Origin of the sequence: Paraglaciecola arctica (assembly GCF_018861065.1) — a bacterium.
Classification (GTDB): Bacteria; Pseudomonadota; Gammaproteobacteria; order Enterobacterales; family Alteromonadaceae; genus Paraglaciecola; species Paraglaciecola arctica_B.
Genome location: NZ_JAHKQO010000045.1, coordinates 41,257 through 66,481 on the forward strand (window position 1 = coordinate 41,257; position 25,225 = coordinate 66,481).

General features: G+C 41.5%; 23 protein-coding genes. 13 read left to right on the forward strand and 10 right to left on the reverse strand.

Annotation, left to right across the window (positions count from 1 at the left end; translation table 11 throughout):
* The first annotated feature begins 132 nt into the window (after positions 1-132).
* On the forward strand, positions 133-2,388 hold the full coding sequence (locus KO534_RS19235) for an acyl-CoA dehydrogenase (RefSeq protein WP_215932265.1): 2,256 nt from the start codon (positions 133-135) through the stop codon (positions 2,386-2,388).
* A 94-nt stretch (positions 2,389-2,482) separates the two neighbouring features.
* Here KO534_RS19235 and KO534_RS19240 read toward each other — a convergent pair whose 3' ends face one another.
* Positions 2,483-3,658, reverse strand: a complete 1,176-nt coding sequence (locus tag KO534_RS19240; RefSeq protein ID WP_215932267.1) for a mandelate racemase/muconate lactonizing enzyme family protein — start codon at positions 3,656-3,658, stop codon at positions 2,483-2,485.
* Between the two features lie 1,365 nt (positions 3,659-5,023).
* On the reverse strand, positions 5,024-5,791 hold the full coding sequence (locus KO534_RS19245; protein WP_215932269.1) for a class II aldolase/adducin family protein: 768 nt from the start codon (positions 5,789-5,791) through the stop codon (positions 5,024-5,026).
* Positions 5,792-5,939: 148 nt separating this feature from the next.
* On the opposite strand from KO534_RS19245, the gene KO534_RS19250 reads away from it, so the two are divergent.
* A complete protein-coding gene (locus KO534_RS19250) occupies positions 5,940-7,046 on the forward strand; it encodes a Gfo/Idh/MocA family protein (RefSeq protein ID WP_215932271.1) in 1,107 nt (368 codons plus the stop codon).
* 6 nt (positions 7,047-7,052) lie between these two features.
* Here the strand turns inward: KO534_RS19250 and KO534_RS19255 are convergent, their stop codons facing one another.
* Positions 7,053-7,880 carry a phytanoyl-CoA dioxygenase family protein gene (locus KO534_RS19255; RefSeq protein ID WP_215932273.1) on the reverse strand — a complete coding sequence of 276 codons (828 nt, stop codon included), beginning with the start codon at positions 7,878-7,880 and terminating at the stop codon, positions 7,053-7,055.
* Positions 7,881-8,233: 353 nt separating this feature from the next.
* Here KO534_RS19255 and KO534_RS19260 point away from each other — a divergent pair, with 353 nt between their 5' ends.
* Complete coding sequence (locus tag KO534_RS19260) at positions 8,234-8,926, forward strand: DUF4097 family beta strand repeat-containing protein (protein WP_215932275.1); 693 nt, start codon at positions 8,234-8,236, stop codon at positions 8,924-8,926.
* Positions 8,927-9,065: 139 nt separating this feature from the next.
* Here KO534_RS19260 and KO534_RS19265 read toward each other — a convergent pair whose 3' ends face one another.
* The 7 genes from KO534_RS19265 to rnm all read right to left on the reverse strand — a co-directional run bounded on the left by KO534_RS19265 (position 9,066) and on the right by rnm (position 15,560).
* Positions 9,066-9,626 (reverse strand): NUDIX hydrolase, encoded by a 561-nt coding sequence (locus KO534_RS19265; RefSeq protein WP_215932277.1) that lies wholly within the window; start codon positions 9,624-9,626, stop codon positions 9,066-9,068.
* Positions 9,627-9,681: 55 nt separating this feature from the next.
* Positions 9,682-11,319 carry a methyl-accepting chemotaxis protein gene (locus tag KO534_RS19270; RefSeq protein WP_215932279.1) on the reverse strand — a complete coding sequence of 546 codons (1,638 nt, stop codon included), beginning with the start codon at positions 11,317-11,319 and terminating at the stop codon, positions 9,682-9,684.
* 289 nt (positions 11,320-11,608) lie between these two features.
* Complete coding sequence (gene rluB / locus KO534_RS19275; protein WP_215932281.1) at positions 11,609-12,466, reverse strand: 23S rRNA pseudouridine(2605) synthase RluB; 858 nt, start codon at positions 12,464-12,466, stop codon at positions 11,609-11,611.
* Positions 12,466-13,137, reverse strand: a complete 672-nt coding sequence (scpB, locus tag KO534_RS19280; protein ID WP_215932283.1) for an SMC-Scp complex subunit ScpB — start codon at positions 13,135-13,137, stop codon at positions 12,466-12,468. Before scpB ends, rluB begins: the two co-directional genes overlap by 1 nt.
* Positions 13,130-13,996, reverse strand: coding sequence for a segregation and condensation protein A (locus KO534_RS19285; protein ID WP_215932286.1), 867 nt, complete (start codon positions 13,994-13,996; stop codon positions 13,130-13,132). The genes scpB and KO534_RS19285 overlap by 8 nt, the downstream gene beginning before the upstream one ends.
* 18 nt (positions 13,997-14,014) lie before the next feature.
* Positions 14,015-14,635, reverse strand: coding sequence for an L-threonylcarbamoyladenylate synthase (locus KO534_RS19290; protein ID WP_215932289.1), 621 nt, complete (start codon positions 14,633-14,635; stop codon positions 14,015-14,017).
* 85 nt (positions 14,636-14,720) lie between these two features.
* Positions 14,721-15,560 carry an RNase RNM gene (gene rnm / locus KO534_RS19295; protein ID WP_215932292.1) on the reverse strand — a complete coding sequence of 280 codons (840 nt, stop codon included), beginning with the start codon at positions 15,558-15,560 and terminating at the stop codon, positions 14,721-14,723.
* Between the two features lie 360 nt (positions 15,561-15,920).
* Here rnm and KO534_RS19300 point away from each other — a divergent pair, with 360 nt between their 5' ends.
* The 10 genes from KO534_RS19300 to KO534_RS19345 all read left to right on the forward strand — a co-directional run bounded on the left by KO534_RS19300 (position 15,921) and on the right by KO534_RS19345 (position 25,178).
* Positions 15,921-17,525: an anthranilate synthase component 1 gene (locus KO534_RS19300; RefSeq protein WP_215932294.1), complete on the forward strand. Its 1,605-nt coding sequence runs from the start codon at positions 15,921-15,923 to the stop codon at positions 17,523-17,525.
* Entirely contained in the window at positions 17,525-18,181 is a 657-nt protein-coding gene (locus tag KO534_RS19305) for an aminodeoxychorismate/anthranilate synthase component II (RefSeq protein WP_215932296.1), read from the forward strand. The genes KO534_RS19300 and KO534_RS19305 overlap by 1 nt, the downstream gene beginning before the upstream one ends.
* Positions 18,178-19,197 (forward strand): anthranilate phosphoribosyltransferase, encoded by a 1,020-nt coding sequence (trpD, locus tag KO534_RS19310; RefSeq protein ID WP_215932299.1) that lies wholly within the window; start codon positions 18,178-18,180, stop codon positions 19,195-19,197. Before KO534_RS19305 ends, trpD begins: the two co-directional genes overlap by 4 nt.
* 11 nt (positions 19,198-19,208) lie before the next feature.
* Entirely contained in the window at positions 19,209-20,594 is a 1,386-nt protein-coding gene (gene trpCF, locus KO534_RS19315; RefSeq protein WP_215932301.1) for a bifunctional indole-3-glycerol-phosphate synthase TrpC/phosphoribosylanthranilate isomerase TrpF, read from the forward strand.
* Between the two features lie 109 nt (positions 20,595-20,703).
* Positions 20,704-21,891, forward strand: a complete 1,188-nt coding sequence (gene trpB, locus KO534_RS19320) for a tryptophan synthase subunit beta (RefSeq protein WP_215932303.1) — start codon at positions 20,704-20,706, stop codon at positions 21,889-21,891.
* Entirely contained in the window at positions 21,884-22,714 is an 831-nt protein-coding gene (trpA, locus tag KO534_RS19325) for a tryptophan synthase subunit alpha (RefSeq protein WP_215932305.1), read from the forward strand. The genes trpB and trpA overlap by 8 nt, the downstream gene beginning before the upstream one ends.
* 34 nt (positions 22,715-22,748) lie before the next feature.
* Positions 22,749-23,048, forward strand: coding sequence for a YciI family protein (locus KO534_RS19330; RefSeq protein WP_215932307.1), 300 nt, complete (start codon positions 22,749-22,751; stop codon positions 23,046-23,048).
* 17 nt (positions 23,049-23,065) lie between these two features.
* Positions 23,066-23,476, forward strand: a complete 411-nt coding sequence (gene arfB, locus KO534_RS19335; protein ID WP_215932309.1) for an alternative ribosome rescue aminoacyl-tRNA hydrolase ArfB — start codon at positions 23,066-23,068, stop codon at positions 23,474-23,476.
* Positions 23,477-23,584: 108 nt separating this feature from the next.
* A complete protein-coding gene (locus KO534_RS19340; RefSeq protein ID WP_215932311.1) occupies positions 23,585-24,031 on the forward strand; it encodes a hypothetical protein in 447 nt (148 codons plus the stop codon).
* Between the two features lie 172 nt (positions 24,032-24,203).
* Positions 24,204-25,178 carry a choice-of-anchor A family protein gene (locus KO534_RS19345; RefSeq protein ID WP_215932313.1) on the forward strand — a complete coding sequence of 325 codons (975 nt, stop codon included), beginning with the start codon at positions 24,204-24,206 and terminating at the stop codon, positions 25,176-25,178.
* Positions 25,179-25,225 lie beyond the last annotated feature (47 nt).

The window sequence follows — 25,225 nt, forward strand, 5'->3', positions numbered from 1 at the left end:
AATCTGGTTTTTATTCCGTAAACGAATACATTTACGTAACAATCAATGCGGCAACATACCAAAGAATTTTGATCTTTTTGTGAAAATCAGTATTATAAACACCAACTGGTCAGATGAGCGGATGAGCTAAAAATGAGTATTAGAACAAGTCTTAAAAAAGTATTACCCCCTATTTCAATTACTGAGCAAGAAGCCTTAGAAGCTGGCGATGTATGGTTAGAGTCCTCTATTTATCAGGGTAAACCTGACATGCATGCTTTACGTAATGTACCTAGCGCTAAACTTAGTTCAGAAGAACAAGCGTTTTTGGACGGTCCAGTAGCACAAGTACTGGCAATGGTGGATGACTTTGATTTACAAACAGCCAAACATCTTCCACAAGATATTTTGGATTTCTTGTCTGTTAACAAATTTTTTGCGTTAATCATTCCTAAAAAGTTTGGCGGTTTAGAATTTACTCCTTATGCCAACTCCACCATAGTAGCAACACTAGCCGCCAAAAGTGGTGCCTTAGCTGTAACAGTAATGGTACCTAATTCATTGGGGCCGGGTGAGTTGTTAATGCACTACGGTACTGCCGAGCAGCAAAATCACTATTTACCTCGCCTAGCAGTAGGCAAAGATATTCCATGCTTCGCTTTAACTAGCCCTGAAGCGGGTTCAGATGCCGGCGCTATTCCAGATGCAGCCATAGTCACAAAAGACATCTGGGAAGGTAAAGAAGTAATCGGCCTCAAAGTTTCATGGGATAAGCGTTATATCACCCTAGCCCCTATCGCTACAGTTTTAGGTTTGGCCTTTAAAGTATTCGACCTAGACGGCTTATTAGGTGACCAAGTAGAACTCGGAATTACCTGTGCGCTTATTCCTAAGTCGCACCCAGGTGTTGAACTGGGTAATCGTCATGATCCTATGGGTGTTAAGTTTTATAACGGTACTACACGTGGTCAGGATGTATTTATTCCAATGGACTTCATTATCGGAGGCCAAGACAATATCGGTCGTGGTTGGCAAATGTTGGTGGCTTGTTTAGGTGCAGGCCGTGGTATTTCATTGCCAGCTATGGGTGTGGCGTCTGCACAAACCTCATTTAAGTCTACCGCTGAATATTCATTTGTACGTGAACAGTTTGGTGTACCTATTGGTCGCTTTGAAGGTATTCAAGAAGAAATGGCTGATATTGCGGGTAAAACCTTCATTCTAGAAGCCATGCGTGTATTAACCACCGAAGGTCTTAATCTTGGTCTCAAACCAGGCGTAGTAACAGCAATGGCTAAATATCATATGACTGAACTAGGTCGTGATGTGGTGAATACAGCCATGGATATTCAAGCGGGTAAAGCAATACAAAGAGGACCACAAAACACCTTAGCCAGTGCTTATGTTTCCTTACCTATCGCTATTACTGTAGAAGGCGCCAATATTCTCACCCGTAGTTTGATGATTTTTGGTCAAGGCACTATGCGTTGTCATCCTCATTTAAAAGAAATGGTAGATTTAATCCATAGCGGCGAAAAAGACGCTGACTCTCGATTCAATAAAGTGTTAGGTAAAACCGTTGCTTTTAGCGTGAAAAATGCGTTCCGCAGTTTGTCTAAGAGTTACTTACCTTTGACACGTGGCGCCGAATCAGCGTTACCAGAGGTCCGTAAATACGAAAAGCGTATGAACGCCCTTGCTGCGAAACTTGCGCCAATGGCTGATTTATCATTATTAGTGTTAGGTGGCGACTTGAAGAAAGCGGAAATGTTATCAGCACGCCTAGGTGACGTTATGAGCTACATGTATGCCGCTATGGCCGTGGTGCGTTTTTACGAGCAACGTGTTGAAAGCCGTAACGAAGCCTTACCTTACTTCGAGTACGCTATTCAGTGGTGTTTAAATAAAGGCGAAACCGCGCTAAACGAATTTATTGGGAATTTCCCTAACACAGCGGTACGAGGCTTAATGCGGGTATTAACCAATACTTATACCACTGCGGTGAAAGGCATTTCTGACGATTTAAAACGCACCTTATCTGAAGCATCTATGCAAGACACCAGCATCAAAGCTCAGTTAACACATTTAGTGAAAGTCATCCCTGGGGACGGCAACGACATAAATGAGCAAGCATTCAAAGCGAAACATGCTGTGATGCCACAGCTTAAGAAAATTCAAAAGGCATTGCGTAAAACCCCAGTGGTACCTTACGTTTCTTTTGAAAATGCTGTGGCTAAATTACAACAAGCCGGTGAATTAACCGCGCAAGAAGTCGCGCTAGTTATCGAATACAACGATAAACGTAAATTGGCTATCCGTGTTGACGAGTTTACTTTTGATATGGATTTATTAGATGAAAATCTAGAGTTAGTGAACGAGAAAGAAGCAACACACGCTGACGCTGCTTAGTGTGTTTGAAAAATAGAAAAGGCCGTTGATGTAAAACATCAACGGCCTTTTTATTTATTAGCGTTTCTATCTAAAACGCTAATTCATGTAGAAACTACTTCACCTCCATATTAGGTGAGCGGTAAACGATTTCGTCATTCAATTCTATACCAATACCAGGCTCTTCCGAGACTTCAAAAAAACCGTTAACGGGTTGAGGATCTTGCATACATAATTCTCTATTCCACTCTTTTATCGCATAGGTATGATGCTCATGAATTAGAAAATTCGGGATAGCGGTTTCTAAGTGCAAACTGGCTGCAGTGGCGACAGGCCCGCCGCACACATGAGCCTGTATTCGGATGTCATATACATCGGCATAATCACAGACTTTTTTGGTTTCAGTAAAGCCGCCGCATAAACCTACGTCTGGTTGTAAAACATCAATACTCTGATCTTCAAAGTAAGGGCGCACATCCCAACGATGATAAAGGCGTTCACCACCTGCAATAGGTACGCGTACATTTTCCGCGACTTTTTTATGCACCGCTGAATTTAAATAATTCACTGGCTCTTCGTACATCATGCAGCCTACTTCTTCAATTATTTCACCCATCTGAATCGCTGAAGCTGCGCCCATTAACGAATGTGATTCAAATATAATATCTACATCTTCACCAACTGCGCTACGAATAGCCCGTAATCTGTCTCCAAATAAGCGCATTTGTGGTTTAGTAAATAACCTAGTGCGATCAAAAGAGGAATTTCCCTCTGCGTCGTATACTATTGGATCAACCTTAACCGCATCATAACCTTCAGCTACAGCTTTAAGTGCGGCTTCTGCGTACTGCTCTGGTTGGGTCAACTTAGTACACTCTTTATCCCAATCAAATTGTAACTGGCTAGCATAAGTTCTTAATTTACCGTTAGTTTTACCACCTAATAACTGGTACACCGGCACACCAAAAGTTTTACCTTTTATATCCCACAACGCAGTATCTATGGCGCTCATTGCCGCGTATAACACTGGACCGCCGCCTAACCCCCAAAAACTTTCCCGTAACATACGCGACCATAACAATTCGGTATTCATTGGGTCAAAACCAATCAACATGGCTTCGGCAATTTCTTTGACCATATGCGCAGCGGCACTGTGACCTAAGTCATAGGCAAGCCCTGCTTCACCCACACCAGAAATGCCCTCATCTGTGTGAATACGCACAAATACTGGGTTCCAAGGTGGCCGTTTTGGACAATGAATGTCGAATATTTCAACACGGGTAATTTTCATGTTTGGTGATCCTGTTACTTATTTTAAATTGGTTTAATGTAGCGTTAGTCGTTGGGCAACACGTTTGTCGTTCAATTTTTTGTACAACTAGATGATTTTTAACTGACGAATGCAGATTTTATTAAAGTTGATGGTGCCGCATAGTCGCTGCCGGATCAATGACAAGAAAATATAAAATGGATGCTATCAGTATAATTACAGGTTTATTCGAAGGAGTGGTTTTTGCCATTTTCGACATTGGTTTCTAGATTACTAAGGGCCGCAAACACGTGTGCAATAATGGCGAAGCCGCGTACGTGTTTGTGTCCCAGCGAGCGGCAGCGAGTAACATAAATTGTTTGTTAACTTCTTTCAATACTCTGAACTCTGCTTGGTTGGCCGAAGAGAAAATATACTGCCAATGAAATACCAGCTACAAAACTTAACGCGTGTCCTAATTTTGGGTATCCCGCAGTTTTGAAATCAAGGTACATTGCAGGAATGATAGCAAACAGTAAACAAATTAAGAGTAAATAGTTTCGTTTGAACCTGAAGAGGTACAGCAATAACCCAAAACCAGAAAAGCCGAGTGCAGCTTGTGAAGCTCCTGTACCCGTATTCCATGGAGCTGCACCAAATTGCGTGGTAAAAAATGTTCCTAACGATCCAGCAAAAAACCAAATAAGAAGCACATACCAAAAGCCAACTTTGCGCTCTATTAAAGTGCATAAAAAAGCGATACTTAAAACACTGTAGGACCACTTTACGAAGACGGACCACTTTACGAAGACAGCCATAATAAAAATGGATATCTGAGCCGCGTTTGGTCTAACTATTTATAATGGGTGACTTTGTAAATTCATATACCGATGGTAATGAATTTAAACGTATACTGAGAAAGCAGAAGGTGACATCCACTCGTTTATCCTCGTCATTCCTTCGGAGGAAGGAACCTCCAACAACATCTGTAGATGGCAATAAAGTCTTTTTTCCAAAGATAAAATTGATTAAAATACACTCATTTCATACTGTATTTAAACGATTTAAATTGGCTGCACGGTTAATGTTAGTGGGTTCCCTCCTCCGAGGGAATGACGTGTAATATCTTCAATATCTGCGCCGTCAGCGAGGTGTAGTATCTTAAAAATCCTCACCGTCTGATTTCTGCTATTTGTGATCGTTAAGTGAGTGGTTCACCAACCGCAGTTAGTGGCATATGGCCGACGAATAAAAGATGTTCCTAAAGATGGGCTTTGGTAGCCAAATACTCTAATAAAATCCCTAGTGCTTATAACCGATTTGTCGGATTAGCAGACCTTTTTAATCTATTTACTCAATGTCTGCTAATCCCTCAACCCACAAAAGAAAACAACCTTAATCTAACCTTTATTCACAAAAACTGGGATCCAGTTTATAAGCTTTTCTAAGCATGGCAGGCCAAGCTTTTTGTCCACCAGTTTCGCCACTATGCACTATGTTGGCTTGCTGATATATGCCATCCACTATAGCTTGTTCAATTTCAATTATTGGTTGGCCACTTTGTAACAATTCCATTTGAATTTCGCAGGCACGCTGTAAGTCGTAAAAACGCATAAAGGCATCACCGACACTTGGACCTAAAGTTAGGCCGCCGTGGTTGTGTAATAACATGTGATTGTTTTGACCAAGGTCACTTTGCAATCGCGCTTTTTCGTCATCGTTAACAGCTAAGCCTTCGTAACCGTGATAACTCAATGACGACAACGAAAACATTGCGTATTGACTCCAAGGCTTCAGTCCCCCTTGAATAGTGGCTACACTTATAGTGGCTTTGGTGTGTAAATGAATAACACACTGGGCGTCATGACGCACCGCATGAATTGCACTGTGAATCGTAAAACCAGCCGGATTAATGTGGTAAGGGGAGCCATCTAACACGTTACCCTCTAAGTCTACTTTAACTAAGTTAGACGCGGTGACTTCCTCGAAGGTTAATCCAAAGGCGTTCACCAAATAATAATCCGTACCTGGGACACGCGCCGAAATATGAGTGTAAATTAAATCCCCCCAACCGTGCGCTGCAACCAAACGGTAACACGCCGCTAAATCGACTCGAGTTTGCCACTCTTGCTTCGACACTTGGTCTTTTAAACTAAATTTTTCTAATTGAAACACTGGCCTTCTACTCAACTGACTTAAAATTGCAGGGTTATAACATTTGACTCAAATACTACATTAAATAACACTGATACCTGAAACAAAACATAGGGCATAAGGATATTTCATATGCCTAAAGTGAAAACCGCAAACTAAAGGTGTCACTATGTCCAAATTATCCTCTAAATTATCGAGAAGGCACTTTCTTCAGATTGCCGGTGCGGGTATCGCTTCGAGTTTATCCACTAGTTGGGCTTTTAATACTCAAGGCCAAAACAACAGCAAGATTGGTGTAGCGCTAGTAGGGCTAGGAAACTACAGCAAAGGTTTATTAGCTCCAGCGTTAGAGCTCACTCAGCACTGTGAATTACGGGGCATAGTTACTGGCACGCCAAGCAAAATCCCCCAATGGCAGCATCGTTATCAGATACCAGACAAAAACGTGTATTCCTACGATAACATGCATGAAATCGCCAACAACCCTGATATTGACGTTGTTTACGTGGTTGTTCCTACCTCATTACACCTCAAATATTGTGAAATAGCTGCCAATGCAGGCAAACATGTTTGGTGTGAAAAACCCATGGCGATGAACACAAACCAATGCCAACAAATTATCGATGTTTGCAACAAAAATAAAGTACAACTCACTGTGGGTTATCGGATGCAACATGAACCAAACACTCGAAAGTTAATGGAATTTAAGCATTCTCAGCCTTATGGAAAAATACAAAATATCGTTAGCCAAGCAGGTTACGCAGGTAACGGTATGGCTGCAGACAATTGGCGCATGAAAAAAGCAATGGGTGGTGGAGCCATGTATGACATGGGCGTCTATCCACTCAATGGAGCAAGGTTTCTAACGGGACTTGAACCCATTGCAATTACAGCCAAACATGACAAGTCTCATCCACATATATTCAAAGAAGTCGACGAAACCACCTATTTTACTCTGGAGTTTCCGAAAGGATTAATCGCAGAATGTGCCACCAGTGTTGTGAAAGGCTTCAACCAGATAAAAATCGATTGCGAAAAAGGTTGGTACCAGTTGGATCCCATGTCGCAATATAACGGAGTCACAGGCATAACAAGTGACGGCAAACGTTTCCCTGCTATTAACGGCCTTCAACAAGCGATACAAATGGACCATGACGCGCTAGCCGTTTTAAACAAAGGACCAATCTTAGTGCCTGGCGAAGAAGGGTTGCGAGACATACATGTGGTTGAGGCCGCGTTTAAGTCAGCGGCCAGTGGTAAAACAATTTCACTCTAATAACGTCTACAACTTGCTTGGCGGCGCTTGCAACCAGTTTTCCTGCGCATATAGAGTATTGCCACAAGTAATATGTAGTGTAAAAGCGTGGCGTGATTTGTCGGATACATTAGGGGCACTAAAGTGCGGCAGCAAACCGTTAAACACCACTAAAGTACCAGCCTTTACCTCTAAAGGAAGAGCCGTATCGTCATCTGGCCAAGGAAAATCATGTAATTGCGTTAATTCTGTGGTGTCGTCTTCAAAACGTTTAAATTGCTCTTTTAAAGGCATTTCTGCACAGCCTTTTCCTACCTGTAAACAACCATTTTCAAGAGTGGCATCTTCTACGGCCAACCAAAAAGTCACCACAGAGATAGGTGTAGTTAAAAAGTAACTGGCGTCTTGATGCCAACGTATCACACCGCCAATTTTGGGTTGTTTGAATATGTACATAGATTGGTGAATTTGTGGTTTAGCTAAACCCAAATCTAATGCGATATCGCGAATTTTATCGTTATGACTAAAACCCTTAAATTCTGGCACTAGTTGATGCAAGGCATGACCAATCTTATTAATACTCAAAGACTTGTCTTGTTTAAGTTGGCCTTTATCATCAAAGGCATCTTCTTCAAAAAAGCAACGTACTTTGTCCCCTGAGGATAAAAAATAGTCATCCCGCGTTTTGGTTTGATCTTCAGTCGAAAATACAGTGCGAGTTGAATTAGGATCGAACTCAGCCACTATGTTGTTAGCCGAGTTTTTTAATACGCCCATCTGCTCGGCAGAAAAGCACTCTTCAAGGACCAAATAGCCATTTTGTTGATAAGATTTTTTTTGTTCTGTTGTAAGCATTTACGTGTCTCGAGTTCCTAAGGAGTGAATTTTAGCAAGCTAAACAAGATGGCCTAAGTGATACACAAATACAAGTACCTTTGTGATTAATCCAAACTTTGTTGTCCTTAGCCACAGCAACAATATCTGCACATTTACGGGAAACTAAATAAATGCACTGAAGTGCAATCAATCTAATTAACCAATTATTTGCTAAATTAACCAACTTTGAGTGATCTATCAGCGACTAACTATTAATAAAAACAAAAGTACGTATATTTATCATGTACTTACCTATTTGGCACACATTCTGCTGTACCTGTAAAAAGTAACGACACAACAAAAAAATAATTCACTACACACTAAGGGCAATTATGAGATTTTCTAAACTAACAACCGCAGCCTTGCTTGCAGCTTTAACCCTAAGCACCTCTGGCTGCATTATCCATGTAGGTGGCCACGATGAAAATCACAGCGATGATAACGAATACAGCAGTGTATTTGGTGGTGTAGACGTTGCCGAAAACCAAAGTGTAGGTAACGTTTCTTCAGTTAATGGCAATATTACTTTTGAAGATAACGCAAGCGCTCGTGATGTGGACGCGGTAAATGGCAATATAGAGATTGCTGATAACGTCCAAGTCTATGAATTATCAACTGTTAATGGCGACATTAAGGCACAATCCTATTTATCTGTGAAACATGATGTTAGTACGGTTAATGGCAATATCACCTTAGGTACAGGCTCTATGGTGGGTAAAGACATTGCTACTGTAAACGGAGACATACACCTAACCCAGACTTTTGTTAGCGATGACATCAAAACCCAAAACGGTAGTATCACCCTAAGAGACGCATCAGTTGTAACAGGCGATATAGAATTTGAATCTCAAGAAAACCAAGGTTGGTGGAGTGAAAAATCTCGTGAACATAGTCCCCCTACCCTCACTATAGACGCATCATCCGATGTCAAAGGTAGAATCATTTTACGTCAAGTGGTGATTTTAGAAATTGAAAATCCGGCGTTATTATCTAAGGTAGAACGCCGCTACGACGCCCAACAATAATCCACTTTAGAAATCGTGAAACCTGTGTCTAAAATAAACTGGACCTAGGTTTCGCGTCACTGCAGCTAAAAACGCAACCTAAAATTACTCGCTGATATTCGCTGTATAGTTAAGTGAATAGAACGTTCATTAATGGCATTTAAATCACATCTACTGGTGCATTTACTTTCAAAATATTTTCGACTATGTATTTTAATAAAAAGGTTTCCCGCTCAATCGACAGACCTTTTTTGTCGCTATGCAAAATGACATTTTCGTTATGGGCAATCGCCTCATAAATGTTTATCCACTCGGGACGCATTCCATTATTTACTTCATGTAATTCAAAGGCAGTGTCGCCTAAGTCGGCATCAATATCGCATAGATAGCAATGGGAAATCATTTCAATAATACCTGCATCATCTTTATGCCAAGGGCGGTACTCAACATAACGTGCAAAAGGCTTAATATTTCGCACGCCCTTCGCCCCCGTTTCTTCGCGAAGTTCACGAATTAAGCCCGACACGGCGTCCTCTCCCTTATCAATTCCTCCTCCAGGGAGACTGTAATCGTGATACCGACGCGTATATAACAGTAAAATGTCATCACCCTTGATCACAATGGCTCGCGCAGCATGACGCTTAATCAGTTGTAGGCTACTTGAAGGTAAAATATCCTCTGCACACACGTTGGGATGAAAAGCGGTTTTTATAAGTTGCATTATTGATTGCCAAGAGACTATCGCAATACTTTAACATCGTTGAGGCTGACAAACCTCATATTTGCTTAAGTCTAAACCCCTTGATAGATGATGCAATGCTGCCGTATATGTTAGTCAATACGTTGGATGCTTGCTGCATGATTTGTGTTTGTTGACGCGACTGAGTACTTTGTAAATCTAGGGTGTTTAAGAATTGGTTAATTTGGTCAGTTTGTTGCTTTTGTACCTGCATTTCTTTTTCTATCGTTACGTTAAGACTACTGATTTTATTAAAGGCGGCATGTAATTTATCCACAAATTCTTGGGATCGTTTTGCTTGCTCTAAACTAATTTCCGCTTGGTCTTTACCTTGGCTCATGGCCTTCACTGCCTTGTCTGCTTCACTTTGTAACTTGGCAATATTTTGAGAAATTTGTTGCGTAGACAATTGAGTCTTGTTGGCCAACGTGCGCACTTCATCCGCGACTACTGCAAAACCACGTCCTGTTTCCCCTGCTCTTGCGGCCTCAATAGCGGCATTTAAAGCCAACAAATTAGTTTGATCGGCGATGCCATTAATAACGTTCACTACATTGCCAATGTTATCGGAGTCATTTTTTAGATCGGTAATAATATCAGAAGCGTAAAGTGTGGCCTCAAGCATGCCTTGACTGGTTTTGACATTCTCATCGAACATTAGCTGCCCTTCGTCTGCCAACTCATTAGACTCAGATACAAAAGTATTAGCTTGATGAATGGCATCATTGACCGAATCATTTGACTGAGTCATTTCATGCATAGTAGTACTCAGTTTTTTGGTTTCGTCGTTCTGTAATTCCAAACCACGGGTCACGTCGCCAAAAGCAAGCATCAGCTCCTCTATGGTACCTCCAAGAGTTTTGACGTCCCCTCGAATACCACTTAACGCATGACTTAAACCATCTTGTATTAAGTTAAAATTACTAGAAACCTGTCCTATTTGATCATAAGTCGTAGCCCTTATTGCCCCCGTAAAATCGCCGTGAGCAATATTTTTAGAAACACGATTAACTCGATTCAGAGGTTTCAGGATTCGGGTATCTAAAAACCAAGTGATCAGGGCCATGGTTAGTAAAATTGCCAAAAAAACCACAATGATAGTGATAGTGAAGGCAGAGGAGCCACGTTCATCCATAACGATCTTTTTTGTGTCTATTTGTTTATTCATGGCCATCACCGCTTGATTTAAATTTTGGGTTGGCGCTCGGTCAATGCCTTTTACGCTGGCATCTGCCAATTGGATATCCATATTAGAGGCTATAAATGCATCGTAACCTTTACGGTAAGCTGCCACCATAGGAGGATAACCATCGGCAAAAACCTGAAGGTGTTGATACCCTGGTTGCTGCTTAGGCATCACCGACAGTAGGTATCGATACTTTTCTTGAATCAACTCGGCGTGTTTATTGAAACTGCCCCAATATTTAGTTAATTGTTTAGGGTTCTCACCTCTAATCAGCGTGTTTTTCCACTCTTGAACTTGAGTTTTAAACAGAACATTCAGTTCGCCCACTTCAGTCATGTAATGCACATCTTGTTTAATGGTATGGCTATAGTCTTCGATGACTGCCCGCAATGAAGAAAACCCGATACAAAACGCAACAACCAATAGCAACAATGACGAACAAAGAAGTAATAACAACTTGTTTCTTATGTTATGGCGAATAATTTTCAAGCTTAGACTCCTAAGGGTTTCTCTGGGGCGAACCGCGCGGAGTATGCAGTTAATTCATGACACCTTTATTACAAATAAAGCGTATCAGTTCATTTTTCTCCCTAAAAAGTAATATAACTTAGTGTTTAGTTGTAAATTATTGTTGAGAGTAACTTATTGATTGCGAAGGGGAATACAGTGATCAAATTACTGATGTCACGGAAACAGTAATCGATAATTTTTTAGGGTAAACCAGAAAGGCCTAAAGATTCAGAGCAAACACTTAGACAACTAAGTGTTTGCTCATTTGTTAATCTCTTTTACTATTTGCTTGTCTAACTCTGTGTTTTTTAACCGAACGACGCATACGACTAATCTTTACATGATCCAATTTACCTGGGTCAATTTTAATCAAAGTCTCAGTTTCGGCAGGTAATTGCACACTCTTTCGTAGTGTATTTAAATCAGGTAACCCTAGCTCAATCCAACCACCTTGAGGTAAACGTTTTTGTAACTCAAGCGCCCCGTAACGCACCCTAATTAAGCGACTAACTTGCAAACCTTGGGATTCCCACAATCGTCTCACTTCGCGGTTACGTCCCTCAGACAAACTGACGTTATACCAAGTGTTTAAGCTTTCTTCATCACCCGGTTTCTTGACTATTTCATTAAATTTAGCTTCGCCGTCTTCAAGTTTTACGCCGTCTGTTAAACGTTTCAGCATCATATCTTCTACGGTGCCAAATACTCGCACCGAGTATTCGCGTTCTACTTCGTGCTTGGGATGCATCAAACGATTAGCTAGCTCGCCATCATTAGTGAATAATAATAAACCACTGGTATTAATATCCAAACGACCTACTGCTATCCAGCGGCCATTTTTAATCGCCGGCAAGCGATCAAAGACAGTTGGTCGGCCTTCGGGATCTTTACGGCTGCACAATTCTCCTTCGGGTTTGTTGTACATCAGCACTCGACAAGTCGGGGCGTCATTTGGGGTACTAATTGGGTTGCCGTCAACACGAATTTTATCTGCTGGCTCGACCCTGTCACCTAAGGTAGCCAACTTTCCGTTAACAGATATGCGTCCGGCTTCTATCCATCTTTCCATCTCGCGGCGCGATCCGACTCCGGCATTGGCCAGTACTTTTTGTAATTTGTCACTCATTAATGTAATTGCTCTGGTTCATCTGGAGGAGTGTGCAAGGTTGCCTCTCCTGCTACAGGTTCTGTTGGTTGACCTTTTGTTGCGACATCTTGTGTGGCATCGCTTAAAAGAATGTTTGTTGTTTCGTCTGACACTTCAGACCCAATAAAATCTTCACTGCTGGGTAATTCGCCTAAGCTCTTTAACCCAAAATAATCTAGAAACACCTTAGTTGTGGCATACAACGAAGGACGCCCTGGCACTTCTTTGTGGCCTATGATTTTGATCCAGCCTCTTTCACTCAAGGTTTTCATTATTTGACTACTTACCGACACACCCCGCACATCCTCTATTTCGCCACGGGTTATAGGTTGTCTGTATGCGACTAATGATAAGGTTTCCAACATCGCCCTTGAGTAGCGGGGAGCATTTTCTTGCCACAGTTTACCCAACCACGGACTTAAACTGTCAACCGATTGAAAACGATATCCTGATGCCACTTCGACTAGCTGTATGCCTCTCGCTTGATAATCTAACTGCAACTCCTTTAGCGTGTCTCTGAGCAAGGTTTTACTAACACCCAAACCTTCCAATACAGTAAGTTGCAGTTGCTCCGCTGAAACCGGTTGGTCAGCCACAAAGATTGCCGCTTCGACTAGTTGTTTAAGCTGTACTCTTGATATCTTAGCCATCTAATTCAGCCTCAGTATACTTTAGCGGTCCACTCATTTTGATGTGAATGTTGGCATAGGGCTGAGCTTGTACTAACTCAATTAAACTTTCTTTGGCCAATTCTAAAATAGCTAAGAAAGTAACGACTACTCCGGGCTTGCCTTCGCTTGCATGAAACAGTTCATCAAAGCCGGTAAAATGCTGCGACGAAATTTGCTCTAAAATCAAACTCATTCGTTCGCGAGTAGATAAGGTTTCTTTTTCTATATGGTGATGTTCGAATGCTTGTGCTCTGTTCATCGCAGTTTGAAACCCTAAAACCAGTTCTTGCAAACTCACTACCGGTAAAATTCGTAGTGGTTCGACTGAGTCTGCGGTATCCACAGTGACAGTAAAAACATCCCTTTCTTGTCTAGGAATATTATCAAGCTCTTGGGCGGCTTTTTTGATGCGTTCATACTCTTTTAAGCGGCGAATAAGTTCGGCTCGTGGATCATCCTCATCTTCCTCTGCATCCGCCCTTTTAGGTAATAATAGTCGAGATTTAACCTCAGCTAAAATCGCCGCCATTAATAAATATTCCCCAGCAAGTTCAAGCTTAATGTCTTTCATCAACTCCACATATTCCATGTATTGCTGGGTAACTTGATATACAGGTAAGTTAACAATATCGAATTTTTGCTTACGAATTAAATACAATAATAAGTCCAAAGGACCTTCGAATGCTTCTAAAATCAGTTCTAGTGCATCAGGGGGAATATACAAATCTTCGGGTTTTTCAACTAAGGCTTCACCATTAACAAATGCCAGAGGTAGCGGCTGTTGAACAGGTTCACTGGCTAGGGAAGAGGCTGAAAAAGAGCGATTATCTGCAGACATTGAGCATATCTTATTTAGCTAAACGAAAGGGCTAGTGTCGCCACTGCCTTCTCTGATAATAGTATTCTCTCCCTCAGACATATCAATCACAGTGGTAGGTTGTTCACCCAAAAAGCCACCATGAATAATCAAGCCCACTTGTTTTTCTAATTCGTCACGAATGTCATCAGGATTAGACTCTGCCACCAATGCACCCGGTAAAATGAGTGTGGTCGACATTAAGGGCTCACCTAACTCTTCTAATAGTGCCAATGCAATTTTGTTGTCAGGCACTCTAATACCAATCGTTCTTCTTTTAGGATTTTGTAATCTCTTAGGCACTTCTTTGGTAGCCTTTAGAATAAAGGTATAGGGCCCTGGAGTATTATTTTTGATCATTCTAAAGGCTGTGTTGTCGACTCTTGCATATTCCGATAGCTCCGACATATCACGACACATCAATGTGAAATTATGGTCTTTACCAATCTGTCGAATGCGGCAAAGTTGATCTAAGGCAGCTTTGTCATTCATATGACATCCAATGGAATAACCCGAATCTGTCGGGTACACCACCACAGCACCTTGGTGAATAAGCTCACAAGCCTGTTTAATCAAACGTGCTTGTGGGTTATCTGGGTGGATATAAAAAAACTGACTCATAAATGTTTCCTATTCTACTATCACAGCAGTATTGCTCGTAGAGTATTGTTATCGGTTACCCAAATTTACATTAACTAACGATAAATTAATCAACTAACGCCCAGTCATGCCATATTGGCACAAGTTGTTCAGGAAGCGTAAGGTTTTTGCCCAATTCGGTCCAGCGGTTAGGATAATGAAAATCAGATCCACTGGACGCTTGCAAGTTATGCTCCGTGGCTAAATCTGCCAACATTTTTTTGCGCTCTGGGCTAAGGTGCGAATGAATCACCTCCATTCCATCTCCCCCCGCATTAGCAAACTCAGTAACCAAACGCTTTAACCATTTGGTTGTCATATCATAGTGGCCTGGATGCGCTAATACCGCTTTACCTCCGGCGTCATGGATCCACGTAATGGCCTGTTCAATGCTTATCCACTTAGGTTTTACATGGGCTTTTTTGCCTTTACCTAAGTATTTTTTAAACACCGAATCAAAATCTCTTACGACTTGGCGATGTACTAGTACTCTTGCAAAATGTGCTCGAGTTATTTGCCCTACCCCCGCTAACTCTTTTGCGTCTTCAAAAACGTTTAGAATGCCTACTTTAGCTAGTTTATCCGACATCTGCTGGGCACGTCTGTCACGCTCTTGGCTTTGATCGTCTAAGCGAGCTAAAAACTGTGGGTTAGTATGATCAACATTGAGACCCAAAATATGGATATCGAAGTTATGCCAAGACGTTGATATTTCAACTCCCGAAAGAATCTGCATGGCGCGTTTTTGCTGCGACTGATAATCCATAGCCGTTTGAATACCATCAATGGTGTCATGATCGGTAATTGCTAAAACATCAACTTGCATATTGTGCGCACGATCAACCAACTCCTTTGGTGACAGGTGTCCATCAGAGTAATGAGTGTGGCTATGTAGATCGATTTTCATTGAATGATACTTTTCTTAATTCGTTATTAATTATTATTATTTCTGGATAAGAACAATTTGAGTGTTGACATAGAGCTAAATTTGTTTTCTTCTATACACACGAAATTACTGTTGTTTGGCGCTATTATACCGATCCCCGTGTGAATAACAGCCAAATTACCGATTTAAACTGATAACGAGTTATATAAATAATGAAAAATATTCAAACACGCAACATTTGGTGGTGGCACATCCTGAACTAACGGGCTGTGAGTGTTTGTGTTTGAATTTTAAATTCGCAAATAAATTTCAAAAAAGCCCGTATAATGCGGGCTTTTTTACGCCTGCTCTTCAAGATAAATTGTATTAGAGAATCAAAAAATGAGTTTAGCCCAGTTAACAGAGCAGTTTGGCAAAGTAGAAACATTAGTTGTATCGGCAGATTACGTCGCCGACCCATTACATGCGTATCAATACTTGTGCCAAGGCCGAAGCAACAATTTGCTGTTAGAATCTGCCGAAATAGATAGCAAAGACAACCTTAAAAGTTTGCTGTTGGTAGATTCAGCCATCAAGATTGAATGCCATGGTCAGCAAGTATTTTGCCGTGCATTATCAGATAATGGTCATGCTGTATTACCGATGTTTGATGAATACTGCCCGGTTGGCGTAACCCATAAGTATGACCAATCTAAAGGGCTAGTGACCCTGACTTTTCCTGCACCTGATGCCGATCTCGATGAAGACAGCCGTTTAAAAGCACCTGCCGTATTTGACGCGTTACGCTTGATAACCAATAAAATCACCGCTATACGCCAACATCCTCACGCAGTGTTTTTAGGGGGCGCGTTAGCCTATGATTTGTTGGCCAGTTTTGAACAGTTACCTGAGGTTGTAGACAGCGCCAATACTTGCCCAGACTTTGTTTTTTACCTTTCAGAGACCTTAGTAATTATCGATCATCAGACACAGCAAAGTGAAATCATCGGAAGTGTGTTTAGTGGTAAAAATGTGGCCAACAATTATTTTTCAGTAAGTCAGCGTTTAGAGCAAGTCAAACATAAACTAGGCACAATCAAACCCTTAACTGAAACCACAAAATCAGTCATCACAGCTCAAGATTTAGAGGTTAACAAATCCGATCAAGAATACATTGATGATGTAATTAAGTTGAAAGAAAACATCTTATCGGGTGACATTTTTCAAGTGGTACCATCCCGTACTTTTAGCTTACCCTGCCCTCACCCTCACGATGCTTATCGGGCCTTAAAACAACAAAATCCTAGTCCTTATATGTTTTTCTTACAAGACGACGATTTTTGTATGTTTGGCGCATCACCAGAGTCAGCATTGAAATACACCAAACAAAGTAATCAAGTAGAAATTTATCCTATAGCAGGCACGCGCCCCAGAGGTAAACGTGCAGATGGTAGCATCGACTTAGATTTAGATTGTCGTTTAGAGCTTAACTTACAAGAAGATCAGAAAGAACGCGCTGAACATATCATGTTGGTCGATCTAGCACGTAACGACGTAGCTAAAGTGTCAAAACCCGGCACTCGTTATGTCACTGACTTACTCAAGGTAGACCGCTACTCTCATGTGATGCATCTAGTGTCACGAGTAGTGGGGCAATTGCGCGAGGACTTAGACGCACTCAATGCTTACCAAGCCTGTATGAATATGGGCACCTTAGTAGGCGCTCCTAAGGTCAGTGCAGCCACTTTAATTCGACAGGTAGAAAAACAACGTCGTGGCAGTTATGGCGGTGCAGTTGGTTATATAAACAGCCAAGGTGATATGGATACTTGTATTGTAATTCGCTCTGCATTTGTGAAAAACAACACCGCTTATATTCAAGCGGGTGCCGGTGTGGTTTATGACTCAGATCCACAATCAGAAGCCGATGAAACCCGCGGTAAAGCGCAAGCGGTCATCAGTGCCATTATTTCCAGTTCTCAATCACCAGCACAAGGAGCAGCATAATGACTTCATCCGCGGCTCAAACCACTCACCCAATTTGTGTGTTTTTGTTAGATAACTTTGATTCCTTTACTTACAACCTAGTGGACGAACTAAGAACCTTAGGCCTTGAATTGATTGTGTATCGCAATAGTGTGCCAGCTGAATTAGTGTTACAAAAGATGCAATATAAAGCGCAGCAGACAGACTCAAACGGGCAAAAAAGGCAGGTGATGTTGATGTTATCCCCTGGTCCAGGTAATCCGTCACAAGCTGGGTCAATGTTAGCATTGCTAGATCTAGTCAAAGGTCAATTTCCGGTGTTAGGAATTTGTCTAGGACATCAAGCAATTATTGAGTCATATGGTGGCGACATTATTCGCGCAGATAAAGTCATGCATGGTAAGTCATCCTTAATTGAACATTGCGGCGATAAAATGTTTAGCAACATGCCACAGCCCTTACCTGTAGCTAGGTACCATTCACTAATGGCCAGTAATATGCCGGAAGAATTGAGTGTATTGGCGCGTTTTTCTGAGATACCTATGGCAGTGGCACATTTACAAGATCAAATGTTAGGTTTCCAATTTCACCCCGAATCGATTTTAACTTCTCATGGAAGCCAGTTATTGATGCAAAGTATTGAATTTTTAACCCAAGATAAGGTGCCAGCACAATGATCCATAACATTCTAGAACAACTCTATCTAGGTAAAGATTTACAGCAAGATGATGTGACTGAGATATTTTCTAAAGTAGTCACAGGTCAAGTGGATGACATCGTTTTATCATCATTACTGACAGCGTTAAAAATTAAGGGTGAACAACCGCAAGAAATAGCTGGTGCAGCGGCGGCGTTAATTGCCAACGCAGCGATTTTTCCACGCCCTAACTACGATTTTGCCGACATAGTAGGCACAGGTGGTGACGGACACAATACCATTAATATTTCTTCAGCTTCAGCCATAGTGGCTGCAAGTTGTGGCTTAAAAGTAGCCAAACACGGTAATCGCAGTGTTTCAAGTAAATCGGGCTCAGCTGATTTATTTAAGGCATTCGATTTGGAATTAACCATGTCAGCAGACACCGCACTCCAATGTCTCGACGAATCAAACCTGTGTTTTTTGTTTGCCCCCAACTATCACTCTGGCATTCGCCATGCAATGCCAGTGCGCACAACTTTAAAAACTCGCACTTTGTTTAATTTACTAGGGCCTTTAGTTAATCCAGCTCGCCCTAGCCATATCATTATTGGCGTGTATGCGCCTGAATTATTAATGCCTTTTGCAAAAACCTTACAGTTGTTGGGCTACCAAAAAGCCTTAGTTGTACACGGTAGTGGCTTAGATGAATTTGCCTTACACGGTGACACTCAAATAGTAGAAGTAAATGGCAAGGAGCTCAGCCAAGAAACAGTCTGCCCCGCAGATTTTGGACTTGAAAACTATCCGTTAGAAGCCATTAAAGGTGGCGAACCAGAAGAAAACAAAACACTAATTGAAAACGTCCTAGTTGGCAAAGGAAAGGGAGCACACCAAGCCGCAGTGGCTATGAATTCAGGCGCGTTACTCAAACTGTGCGGTAAAGCACAAAGTTATAGGGAAGGGGCAGAAATGGCAATCAAAGCTATGCAGCAACAACTACCATTAGCCACAATTAAACAGTCGGCTGCTATCAGCCAAGAAAGTAAAAGGTAACGTTAACTGACATGGCCAACGTATTAGAAAAAATTGTTTTAGACAAAAAGTTAGAAATTGCACAACGTAAAATAGACTTACCTCTAGCGGATTTTATTGATGGATTAACACCATCGGATAGAAGTTTTTACGACGCTTTGGCGCAGCCTAATGCAGGGTTTATTTTAGAATGTAAAAAAGCCTCACCTTCCAAAGGTTTAATTCGTGAACATTTTGATTTAGACGAAATTATCCAAGCTTACTCTCCGTACGCAGCGTGTATTTCAGTGCTAACAGATGAGAAATACTTTCAAGGTAAATTTGAATACCTCGAATATGTACGAAGCCACGTCACTCAACCAGTAATCAACAAAGACTTTTTTGTCGAGCCGTATCAAATTCACTTGGCTCGTTACCATCATGCCGATGCAGTGTTGCTAATGTTGTCAGTGTTAAATGACGAACAGTATGTTGAATTAGCTGAACTGGCCAAACATTACCAGCTTGATGTGTTAACTGAAGTGAGTAATGAACAGGAAGTACTCAGAGCTTGTGCATTGCAGGCTAAAATTATTGGCATAAATAACCGAGACTTACGCGACCTAAGTACTGACTTAGCCACCACAGAACGTTTGGTACCTTTAATCAAAAAACATGCGATTCATGACCATGTAATCATCTCAGAATCAGGTATTTACAGCCATCAAGACGTACTTAGATTAGCACCACTAGTAGAGGGATTTTTGGTGGGTAGTTCTTTGATGAGCGAAAAAGATATTGACCTTGCAGCAAAACAACTAGTTTATGGAACAGTCAAGATTTGTGGAACCACCAGTCTATCAGGTGCTAAGTTAGTCAAAGATAGTCCTGCCAGTTATGCGGGTTTGATTTTTGCGCAGAAATCCAAACGCTTTGTGACCTTAGAGCAAGCCAAACAAATTACCTACGCTGTGCCCTTTAATTATGTCGGAGTGTTCGTCAATTCGCCTATTGAACAAGTCACAAATTACGCCAAAGAACTAAATTTAGTTGCAGTGCAGTTACACGGTGATGAAAACCAAACTTATATTGACAACTTACGTATACAGTTGCCTAGCGCTTGCCAAATTTGGTTAGCTAAAGGGGTGACGCAAACCTTACCTAGGTTAGATGAAACGAGTGTTGATTACTTTTTATTAGATTGCCAAGTAGGTGATCAATCGGGTGGTACAGGCCAAACTTTCAGCTGGCAATTGTTAGATGAACTATCCGACAAGTCCAACATTATACTTGCCGGAGGCATCAACCCAAACAATGTTAAGCAAGCCGCCCACGCACGAGTGGCCATGCTGGACTTAAATTCTGGCGTAGAAAGCGCTCCAGGCATTAAGCAGCAACAGAAAATTAATCAAGCTTTTAGCCAGCTTAGAGAGTATTAAGTTCCCCAGTGAAGTGAGTACATTATGTTCTGGGGTAATAATTTGCTTTGATGGCAAGTGAAATATTTAGTCGCAACAAGCGATATCAGTTTATAAGAGTGAGTAATAAATGAATCATTTAGACAGTAAATTTGGTGACTATGGCGGTATGTACGTACCCGAGTTACTGATCCCTGCCCTCGACCAACTTGAGCAAGCATTTATCGATGCTCAAAAAGATCCCGATTTCCAAGCTGAATTTATGGGTCTACTAAAAGATTATGCTGGTCGCCCTACAGCAATGACTTTAACCCGTAACTTAGTGAATAACCCAAAAGTAAAATTGTACTTAAAACGTGAAGATTTGTTACACGGTGGTGCCCATAAAACCAATCAGGTTTTAGGCCAAGCATTGCTAACCAAACGTATGGGGAAAACCGAAGTCATTGCCGAAACTGGTGCAGGACAACACGGTGTGGCCACGGCTTTAGCCTGTGCACTTATGGGCCTTAAAGCTCGAATTTATATGGGCGCGAAAGATGTAGAACGCCAAGCACCTAATGTATTTAGAATGCGTTTGATGGGTGCTGAAGTTATTCCTGTGCACGCAGGTTCAGGTACCTTAAAAGATGCAGTGAACGAAGCCATGCGTGACTGGTCTGCAAGTTACGACAAAGCCCACTACCTGTTAGGTACAGCTGCGGGTCCTCACCCCTTCCCGACTATTGTCCGAGAGTTTCATAGGATGATAGGTGAAGAAACCAAAGCGCAAATCCTTGAAAAAGAAGGACGTTTGCCCGATGCAGTCGTTGCTTGTGTTGGCGGAGGGTCAAACGCCATTGGCATGTTTGCCGATTTTATTGACGAACCAAGTGTTAAACTGATTGGTGTAGAGCCAGCTGGAAAAGGCGTGCACACCGCCGAACACGGCGCCGCTATAGGTAAAGGCACCAAAGGCATATTACATGGCGCTTACAGTTACATCATGCAAGACAACGATGGTCAAATTGAAGAATCATACTCCGTATCTGCTGGTTTAGATTATCCAGCGGTAGGCCCACAACATGCGTATTTATCTGATATTGGCAGAGCAGAATACGTATCAGTAACTGATGATGAAGCGCTAAATGCGTTTCAAATATTGTCCCGTAAGGAAGGTATTATCCCCGCCCTTGAATCTTCCCATGCCCTTGCCCATGCCTTAAATATGGCCGATGAAGCCGAGGAAGAGACCATAATAGTGGTGAACCTATCTGGACGTGGTGATAAAGACTTAGCCCATGTCCATAGCATTTTAGGAGATCAAAACCATGACTAATTCTGTTGCTAACTCTATTGACCGCTATGCTAAGTTGTTCGAACAGCTCGACCAAAAAAATGAAGGTGCATTTGTTCCTTTTGTGATGGTTGGCGACCCTGATATTTCTACTTCAGTGAATATCATCAATGCTTTAATTTCAGGCGGTGCAGATGCCCTAGAGTTGGGATTCCCCTATTCTGATCCGATTGCCGATGGCCCAACAATTCAACAGGCGAGTATTCGGGCGTTGTCGAATAAAATCAAAACTGATGATAACTTCGAAATAATCCGCCAAGTGCGTGCAGCCCATCCTAATATTCCAATTGGCTTATTGCTTTATAGCAACCTAGTACTAAAACGCGGCATCGAAAAATTCTATCAAGACGCGATGAACGCTGGAGTTGATTCAATCTTAATTGCCGATGTGCCACTGCGTGAAGCAGACCGTTTTATTGCTGTTGCTAAGCAAACCGGTATTAAACAAATTTTGATTGCACCACCTAATGCGAGTGATGACACCCTCGCTGAAATTGGCGAAAAATCTCAGGGTTATACCTATTTGTTAGGCAGAGCCGGAGTAACAGGTGCAGAAACAGCGGTAACCATTCCAGCCAGCGCACTAATTGATAAACTCACACAATATAAAGTCGCACCTCCTTTACTGGGCTTTGGCATATCCACACCGGCACAAGTCAAAGATGCCATACAATCAGGTGCTGCAGGCGCTATCTCCGGCTCGGCAACGGTAAATATCATTGCGGAAAACCTGAGTCAGCCAGAAATCATGCTTGATAAACTTCAAAGCTTTGTAACAGAAATGAAAGCGGCTACTCACAAGTAGCCGTGTTTATCTAAACAATTCACAGGACATCTTTATGTGGTACACAATATATTGCGAAGACATTGAAAACAGTCTGCCTATTCGCAAACAAACAAGAGCAGCGCACCTGGAGCGTATTCAAATATTAGTAGATCAAGGCCGATTAATGGTGGCAGGTCCAAATCCCGCCATAGACAGCAAAGACCCCGGCGAAGCAGGATTTACGGGATCGCTAATCATTGCAGAATTTGACAACCTATCAGACGCACAACAATGGGCTGATACCGACCCCTATACTTTGGCTGGCGTATTTCGACAGGTGACAGTTAAACCTTACATTAAAGTGTTACCTTAACCAGTGAAACAGTGTTAATGAGTTATACACCAAATATCGAGTCACTGATGCCAGCCATTGAAATGACCGCTATGCGCGCCCAAGGCGCAGGCGGACAAAATGTGAATAAGGTATCCAGTGCTATTCATCTAAGATTTAATGTTCGCTTGGCGGCCATACCCGAATACGTTAAACAGAAACTGCTATCGGGCAAAGACAAACGTGTCACCCAAGACGGCATTTTAATTATCAAATCTCAAAGCCATCGCACCCAAGAAATGAACAAACAAGATGGACTAGACAGATTAACTGAAATCTTAGTTGAGGCAGGCAAACTACAGAAAGCCCGGCGTGCGACTAAACCTAGTAAAAGCTCACAAATCAAACGGGTAGATAGCAAGGTAAAATCAGGAAGAACCAAAGCACTACGTAAAAAAGTCGATTATTAAGATAGGATTTCCCGTACATCAATAAACGCTTGTTAGATTAGAGTAAAATCATAACTAGAGAGATTCAGATATTGGCCGATAACACTGATAAGTTATCTGAGGTGATATATGAATCAATCCAAAGGCTGTAGAATTCGTCAAGCCATTTTCCTGCTGCCAATATTGTTAATTGGAGGCTTATTAAGTAGTTGTATTCAAAGTAACGCTGCAACCTCTGAGAGTGCAATTTCCAGCACGTCACAAAAACATATTACTGACAATACTTTGAAGGTAGTGAATGCCGCGTTTTATCCTAGTTTTATTTTAAGTGAATGGCGTTATAAAGGTGCCAGAAATTTCAAAGGAAAGATCAACGCTTACATTCAAATTCCTGGGCCATTAGAAATGACTAAAGATGTCCAAAAATCCTACCTGCGCACCGCTATTTGCCCATCATCAGAACACACTAATATGTGGAATGAGATTGATGGTATTCCACTTAGTGTGCACATCTACACCCATAAACAAAAACAAAGCTTGTATGTGGATTGTATCAACCCCCTAACTACCGGATAATATGCAGCTTCCAGAAGCGGACCAATGCGTCAGGATATTTTACACTTTTTTGAAATGGCATCATCCAACAAAACAAATAGCCTTCAAAATCAAGACTCTAAAATATCGGCTTGATTTTTGCTTATTTCAAGATAAGCAAAAATGAACAATCGTTTTTAAAGGGTATAATTAGGTGCATATCAAATTATTATTTAGCGCAGTAGCGATTCTAGGGCTTATTTCATGTGAGCTTGGTGCAACAACACATACTGTAAACACCTCGGCACATGTAGGATCATATAACTTAATTGTTAAAAACGATTTAACAATCAATAGTGATATCCAAGGTAAGATTTTCGTTGGTGGAAACGTCAATAGGGCTGACCAGAATAACAAAAATCTCATCGTTGGTGATAAGCTTGGAACATCATCGACTGTCGACGCAGTGACCATAGTGGGTGATATTAATAACATTGAAACTGTTAGAACCTTTAATGGCCATAACATTATTTATGGTGGCAATGCTGGTGCGTCTAGTTTTGAAGGAGGCTCGGCCAACCAGGTGAATCAAGGAAACCTTCAGAGCGAATTTGATACTTTGTGGGCACAAGTAGAAAACGATAGTGAATATTTTGAAAGTTTAGAAAAAAACGCCGATTATCATCGAATCCTTCAAGATAAACGAGGCGTTTTTGAAAATGATAATTCTGTTGATTTGAATGTTTTCGAAATAGATAAAAGTTTTCTGGAAAAACAAAATGGAGAGCATGATTTTCAGACTAATTTAAGTGTTCCAGTAGTAATTAATGTTGCTGGTACTGGTACCATAAATATTATATCGAAGCCTCTGGGAGGCTTCGCAACAACAGCAACCGCAGTCAATGTAATATGGAATTTTTATGAAGCGACTGAAGTGAACTTTAATGCTGGCTCTTGGTATGGTTCTGTTTTAGCTCCGCTAGCAGTGGTAAATTTGAAAGGTGGTAATATTGATGGCTCAGTTGCCGCATTATCATTTAACGGCGAAAGTCAATTGCATCATGCGTTATATTCTTACTCGCCTCCCCCCCCAAAACCTATCAGTGAGGTGCCTGCTCCAGCGGGTACTTTAATTATCGCTTTTGGGTTAGTATTAGCGGCATACCGTAAATTCAAAACACTAGCTTAAACTTAAGCTATTATCTTGACTTGTTATTATTTAAGACGGATTTATCC